This window comes from Actinacidiphila sp. bgisy145 (assembly GCF_057708125.1).
This window is the reverse complement of sequence record NZ_JBYIRL010000091.1, coordinates 1-6,224: the sequence shown is the minus strand read 5'-3', so window position 1 is coordinate 6,224 and position 6,224 is coordinate 1. Positions and strand designations below refer to the sequence as shown.

Here is a 6,224-nt window from a genome sequence, read left to right as displayed (position 1 = left end):
CATCGGGTCCGCACCAGGTACTCCGCGGTCTGCGACACCAGCGCGTCCGGGTCGGGCGCCTGGTAGCCCGGCCACGCCTTGTGCAGCCGGGTGTTGCCGAAGACCTTCGGCCGGAAGAGCTGCGCGGAGAACGGCGACACGGACTCGAGCGCGTCGAGCACCGGCCCGTGCGGCAGGGTCCGCAGGCCGTTGATCAGGTTGGCGAAGGCGGCCTCGTCGACGAGCAGCGGCCGCAGGATCTGCCGCCGGATGAAGCTGGAGTCCTGCTCGAACGCGGTGAACATCAGGTCCACGATCCGGCCCAGCCGCGGGGTCTGCTCCAGGTCCGGGCAGACGTGGTAGTAGCCGGGCTCGGCAGCCAGCAGCGCCATGGTCGCGTTGACGGTGAACTCCCCGGTGCCCAGGGAGACCGGGATGTCGGACAGGCCCGGCATCAGCGACAGCAGCCCGTAGTAGAGGAGCTTGAGCGTGTTGTGCACCGCGTTGTACTGGGTGACGCGGCCGCTGTCGTCGTCGGCGATGATGGTGGGCACCCGGGCGATGGTGGCCGGCAGCCCGCTGTCCTGCACCAGGCGCTCGGCCGTGTGCTTGGACCACTCGTAGTAGTTGGCGAACCGTACGGTGTCTTCGGCCGCCTCGGCGTCCGCGCCGTCGGCGCCGTCCGCGGCGGTGCGCGGCTCCAGCACCGGCCCGGCGGGCTCCTCGGCGATGTCGCCGACCGCCAGGCCGGCGGTGTACAGGGTCGACAGCAGGACCACGCGCTCCAGGTCGGGGCAGCGCTTGGCCAGTTCGACGACCTGCGCGGTGCCGCCGATGTTGACCGCCTTCGCGGTCTCCCGCGGGACGGCGAACTTGGTGACGGCGGCGGCGTGCACGATGTGCGTCAGGCCCGCGGTGGGCACCCCGTCGAGGGCGCCGGGCACGGTGAGGTCCGCCTCGGCGCGGGTGTACGCCAGGACGTCGCCGTAACCGCCGTGCTCGCGCAGGGCCTTGACGATCAGGCCGCCCACGTAGCCGGCGGCACCTGTTACCAGGACGGTCATGAGACGGTCACCTCCGCGAGGCGGACGGGGCGGTCGGCGTACGTTCGGGGCCGGCGCTGGCCGCTCACACCGCCTCCAGGATGGTGGCCTGCCAGTTGAGGCCGAAGCCGGCCATCGTCAGCAGCAGCCGGTCGCCGGACTTGATCCGCCCGGACTCCACCAGGGCGGCGAGGTTCAGCACGTTGTCGGCGGAGATCACGTGCCCGGCGTCGGGCAGCGTGACACTGACCACCTTCTCGGTGTCGATCTTGAACAGGTGCGCCAGAACCGTCCAGGCCACGTCGTTGGTGTTCTGGGTGATCACCCAGTCCAGGTCGGTGGCCTGCAGGTCGGCGCGCTTGAGGGTCTGCGCGATCAGCCGGTGCATGTAGCTGAAGTAGCTGCCCACCGTCTCGTCGTCGCTCGCCATGCCCAGACCGCCGTTGGTGATCTGGTGGCTGGCCACGAGGCGGAACCCGCCCTCGGTCGGCTGCCGGCTGACGACGCAGGCGGCGGCGCCGTCGGAGATCACGTTGTAAGCCTGCTCGTAGACCGCGTTCTCCGGGAACCGGTCGGCGGTCACGCACAGCACGCGTTCCCAGGTCGGCTCGGTGGCGAGCATCGCGCCCGCGATCCGCAGCGAACCCAGCATCGAGGTGCACGCCTGCTGGTTGAGGCCGATCGCTATCGCCCCGTCCAGCTTGAAGTCGGCCTGGAGCCGGCTCACCGGAAAGTCCATCAGGTGCTTGACGTCCCGACTGCTGCGCCATTCCTCGTCGCTGCCCACGTTGGCGTTGAGCGGCAGGCAGGTGGCGTACACGATGGCGTCGGCGCCGGCCGCCTTGTCGGCGATCGGGCGGACCGCGGAACAGGCCAGGTCGTAGGCCGAGGTCCCCGGCTCACACATGTAGTGCCAGCGGAATCCGGCGGCCTTCATGTCCTCGGCGGACGAGAAAAGCCGGCCCGCCGCCGCGGATTCGTCGACACTGCTTTTCCGTTCACCGAGCGCGTACTTGAACGAATCGATGTAGAGGGATTCCAACATCGAACTCCCGTCTTCGCGCCGGGCCTTCTCTGGCGCCGCGAAATTGTGTGGTCGGAATCATCGATGGGACGAGCATAGGTCCGGCGGCTCAGGTAAATCCCTAGTCAGTCCGGGACCGCGCGGGGCCGGCTCGCTGTTTCCGCGTTCAGGCGCCGGGCCGCCGGCGGAACACGCCGGCGGCCGGCCGTAATTCGGCAATGCCCGTTCGGCGACGGGCAGCTGCCCGTTCGCCCGGTGTTCGGTGCCCGGTGTTCGGTGCCGGTCGGTGCCGGTCAGTGCCCGAGGCTCACACGATCCGGGTGCCGGGGAGCTTCCCGGCCGACCACAACTGCCACATCGCGCGCCGCTGCGGCTTGCCGCTGGAAGTGCGGCGGATCAGGCCGTGCTCGCCGGAGATGACGGCGATCTCGGGGTCCGGCCCGAGCTCGGTGCGCAGCGCCTGGGTGACCTTGTCCGCCCACGGGCCCGGCTCGGCCTCGGCGAAGACGGCGACGCCGGGGCGGCCGCCGTCGCTCATGCTGACCACGGCCAGCCGGTTGAGGCCGGCCGCCTCGCGGGCCTTGAACTCCAGGTCCTCCACGTACACCGTGCGGGCCCGGACCTTGAGGCTGTCGCCCATGCGGCCCAGCACGTACAGGTCGCCGTCGTGCACGAACCCGGCGTCGCCGGTGTGCAGCGGACCGTCGAACGGCTCCTCGCCGACGTACCCGTCGGTGACCGAGCTGCCGGTGATGACGATCTCGCCGAGCGAGCCCTCGGGCAGCGCCTTCCCCTCGGCGTCGGCGATCTCCACCCCGACACCGTCCTCCGGTAGCGGCCAGCCCTGGCCGGCCAGCCAGCCGGTGCCGTCGCCGGCCTCGGGGGTCACAGCGCCGGCCGGCGGCAGCAGCAGACCGGTCTCCAGTACGGTCACCGGCTCGCCGAACCGCATCTGCTCCCAGTCCGGCCGCGCCACCCGCCCGGGGCGGCCGACCGCGCCCGCGGTGACCGCGGAGGTGTTCTCCGCCAGCCCGTAGGCGGGGTGCAGCGCGGCCGGGTCGAACCCGGCCTGGGCGGCCGCGGCCGCGAACGCGCGCAGCGCGCCCGGGTCGGGCACCTCGCCGCCGACGACCGCCGTCCGCCACCCCGACAGGTCCAGCTTCGCCCACTGCTCCGGGCGCAGCCGGCGCGCGACGTAGCCGAAGCCGAAGGACGGCGCACCGGAGTGCGCGGCCTTGCCGGCGCTCAGGCACGACAGCCAGCGCTCGGGGCTGCGGATGAATTGGTCGGGCCGCATCAGCCACAGGTCGCCCTGCCGGTCGGCGGTCATCACGCAGGTCAGCAGGCCCATGTCGTGGTTGAACGGCAGCCAGGACGCCATGCCGTCGCCGTCCTGCCACCGCATCCAGCGGCGCAGGATGGCGAAGTTGGCGTCCATGTTGTCCCAGGTGACCTGGATGGCCCGCGGGCTGCGGGTGGTGCCCGAGGTGAACTGGAGCACCGCGACCCGGCCCGGCTCCTGCACCTGCGCCGGGCTGCCGGCGTCCCGCCGCACCTCGCTGACCGGTGTCACCTCGGCCAGCAGCGGCGCCGACTCGGCGTCGGCGAAGGTCACCGCGGGCTTCGCCTGCGCCAGGATCGCGGCGGTGTGCGCGGTGTACTCCGCGCCCGCCCCGTACCCCGGCACCGGCAGCATCGTCGCGCAGCAGCCCGCGGCCCAGGCGCCGTACAGCGCGGCCAGCCCGTCGCGGTTGCCCGGCAGGGCGATCGCGACGACGTCGCCGCGGCCCACGCCCCGCGCGGCCAGGTCCGCCGCGACCCTGCGCGCGTCCTCGGCAAGCTCGGCGTACTCCACTCGCTCCCAGCCGTCACGCTCCCCGGCGAACCACACGCCGCGGCCGGGAGACGGCGCACTCAGCCACCCAAGTATCGACATGCGCCCATCCTGCACGACCTGGCGGCGATATTGACTAGGGATTTGCCTGAGTCACCCGGCCTACGCTCGCTCCATCGATGATTCCGCCCACACAATTCGCGGGAACGGGCGGCAGACCCGGCCCGAAGACGGGAGCTCGATGTTGGAACCTCTCGATATCGATTCGTTCAAGTCCTACCTGACGCCCAACGGCATTGAAAGCCGCGACGACGCTGCTATTTCCGTCTCTGGAGGCGACATGAGTGATCGGCTGCATGGGCGCACGGGAGACGAGACATGAGCCTCGCGGAATCCGTGGCAGCGGTGGCTCGGCGGCTCAGCGAGGTGTCCCAGCACTCGTACCAGAACCCGTACACCGCGCTGGACTGGCCGGAGTCCGTCGACCCCGGCGTGGACTGGTTCTCCTCCCCCGAACTCCTCAGCCTCAACGGCACCCCGTACTGGGACAAGATGTCCGAGGCGGACCGCAAGCGGCTGGCGTTCCACGAGGCGGTGAACTTCTACAGCCTCAACATCCACGGCGAGAAGGGCCTGATGGCCGGCCTCGCCGAGCGGCTGTACCGCAAGGACATGATCCAGGTGGCGGACTACCTGCATCACTTCCTCGACGAGGAGAACAAGCACAGCATCTTCTTCGGCGGCTTCTGCACCCGCTACGCGCGGGTGTACCGCAGCCGCCAGTTCTCCGTGGGTGAGGAGGAAGTGCCGCGGGACGTCGGCGACTTCCTCTTCTTCGCCAAGACCATGGTCTTCGAGGAGATCGTGGACCACTACAACTGGCTCCAGGCCCGCGACGAGCGGCTGCACCCGGTGGCCAGGTACATCAACCGCAACCACCACGTCGAGGAGGCCAGGCACCTGATCTTCGGGCGCAACCTGGTCACCGAGCTGTGGCGGACCAAGCAGTGGGACGCACAGACCGTCGACGACGTCCGCGGCCACCTCGCGGCGTTCATCACCAGTAGCTGGCGGGAGTACTACAACCCCGACGTCTACGCCGACGCCGGACTGGCCGACCCCTGGGAAGTAGCCGAGAGCGCGTGGAACTCCCCGGCGCAGCGGGAGCACCGCCGCACCGTCACCGCCAAGTGCCTCGGCTTCCTCGCCACCGAAAAGATCCTTCCCGAGGAGCCCGTCGATGCTTTCTGAGCCGGATTTCCGCGCCGAGCTGCGCGCGTGGGTCAGCGAGAAGTCAGGGGTGCAGGTCACCGACCACAGCCCGATCTTCGCCGACCGCACCCTGCGTTCGGTGCACATCCCCGAGCTGCTGCTGCTGATGGAGCGGCTGCGGGGCACCCCGATCGACGTCGAGGACCTGCGTCCGACCGACTTCCGCGACATCGACACGCTCGCGACCCGCTTCGGGACGCAGTCGTGATGCGCTGGCACGGCTCCGGGCAGGTCTCGCTCTCCGGCGAGCTGCTGCGGCTGGCCGGCGACGCGGACGCGGCGTTCCTCCAACTGGCCGAGGTGTGGGGGGCGCAGGGCGAACGGCACCCCTCCACGCTGCCGGCCGCCGTGCTGCGGAAGACCGGCTACCTGCGGTCCTTCCCGCACCAGGCCACCTTCGCGGTCGGGCTCGAGCCCGACCGCATCAGCGGCTTCGCCGAGGACCCCGACCAGGACCCGCGGCCGTTCCTCGGCCCGGCCGACGAGATCCTCACCCCGGCCGCCTGCTACCACCTCTACCCGGCGCACGAGGGCGAGGCGCTCGCCGAGCCGCTCTACCTGACCACGGTGAACACCTGCTACCGGCGGGAGCGGGAGTACGTGCCGCTGCGCCGCCAGTGGTCGTTCACCATGCGGGAGATCGTGTGCGTGGGCACCGCCGAGGAGACCGCGCAGTTCGCGCGGCAGACCAGCGAGGCGGTCACGCTGCTCTTCGAGCTGGCCGGCCTGGACGTCTCCTGGGAGCACGCGACCGACCCGTTCTTCGAGCCGGAGCAGAACCCGGCGTTCCTGATGCAGAAGCTGAGCCCGGTCAAGCGCGAGGCGACCTACGGGGACCTGGCGATCTCGTCGGTGAACCTGCACCACGAGCACTTCGGCGAGGCGTTCGGCATCACCCGGGACGGCAAGGACGCGCACACCGCGTGCGTCGCGTTCGGACTGGAGCGGTGGCTGGCCGCGATCCTCGGCACCCACGGCGAGGACCCCGCCTCCTGGCCCGATCTGCGGGCCCTGGCCGCGGAGGTGACCGCCAAGTGGCCGTTGTCGTGAGCGAACCCGTGCGGACCCGAGA

General features: G+C 70.8%; 6 protein-coding genes. 3 read left to right on the top strand and 3 right to left on the bottom strand.

All coding sequences use genetic code 11. From position 1 onward, the window contains the following. From AC3ERT_RS36340 to AC3ERT_RS36330, 3 genes are all read right to left on the bottom strand, one after another. The coding region (locus AC3ERT_RS36340; RefSeq protein ID WP_435138034.1) for an SDR family oxidoreductase at positions 1-1,043 on the bottom strand (1,043 nt) is incomplete at its 3' end. A 64-nt stretch (positions 1,044-1,107) separates the two neighbouring features. Further along, positions 1,108-2,067, bottom strand: a complete 960-nt coding sequence (locus AC3ERT_RS36335) for a 3-oxoacyl-[acyl-carrier-protein] synthase III C-terminal domain-containing protein (RefSeq protein ID WP_335984391.1) — start codon at positions 2,065-2,067, stop codon at positions 1,108-1,110. Between the two features lie 286 nt (positions 2,068-2,353). Then, on the bottom strand, positions 2,354-3,982 hold the full coding sequence (locus AC3ERT_RS36330) for an AMP-binding protein (protein ID WP_335984392.1): 1,629 nt from the start codon (positions 3,980-3,982) through the stop codon (positions 2,354-2,356). Between the two features lie 276 nt (positions 3,983-4,258). Between AC3ERT_RS36330 and AC3ERT_RS36325 the strand changes: the two genes are divergently transcribed. Genes AC3ERT_RS36325 through AC3ERT_RS36315 form a run of 3 tightly spaced genes read left to right on the top strand, consistent with a single transcriptional unit; the run spans position 4,259 to position 6,202 of the window. Continuing rightward, on the top strand, positions 4,259-5,131 hold the full coding sequence (locus AC3ERT_RS36325) for a diiron oxygenase (RefSeq protein ID WP_335984393.1): 873 nt from the start codon (positions 4,259-4,261) through the stop codon (positions 5,129-5,131). After that, positions 5,121-5,360: a hypothetical protein gene (locus tag AC3ERT_RS36320; RefSeq protein ID WP_335984394.1), complete on the top strand. Its 240-nt coding sequence runs from the start codon at positions 5,121-5,123 to the stop codon at positions 5,358-5,360. The genes AC3ERT_RS36325 and AC3ERT_RS36320 overlap by 11 nt, the downstream gene beginning before the upstream one ends. After that, entirely contained in the window at positions 5,360-6,202 is an 843-nt protein-coding gene (locus AC3ERT_RS36315; protein WP_435179415.1) for an aminoacyl--tRNA ligase-related protein, read from the top strand. The genes AC3ERT_RS36320 and AC3ERT_RS36315 overlap by 1 nt, the downstream gene beginning before the upstream one ends. The last annotated feature ends 22 nt before the right edge of the window (positions 6,203-6,224 follow it).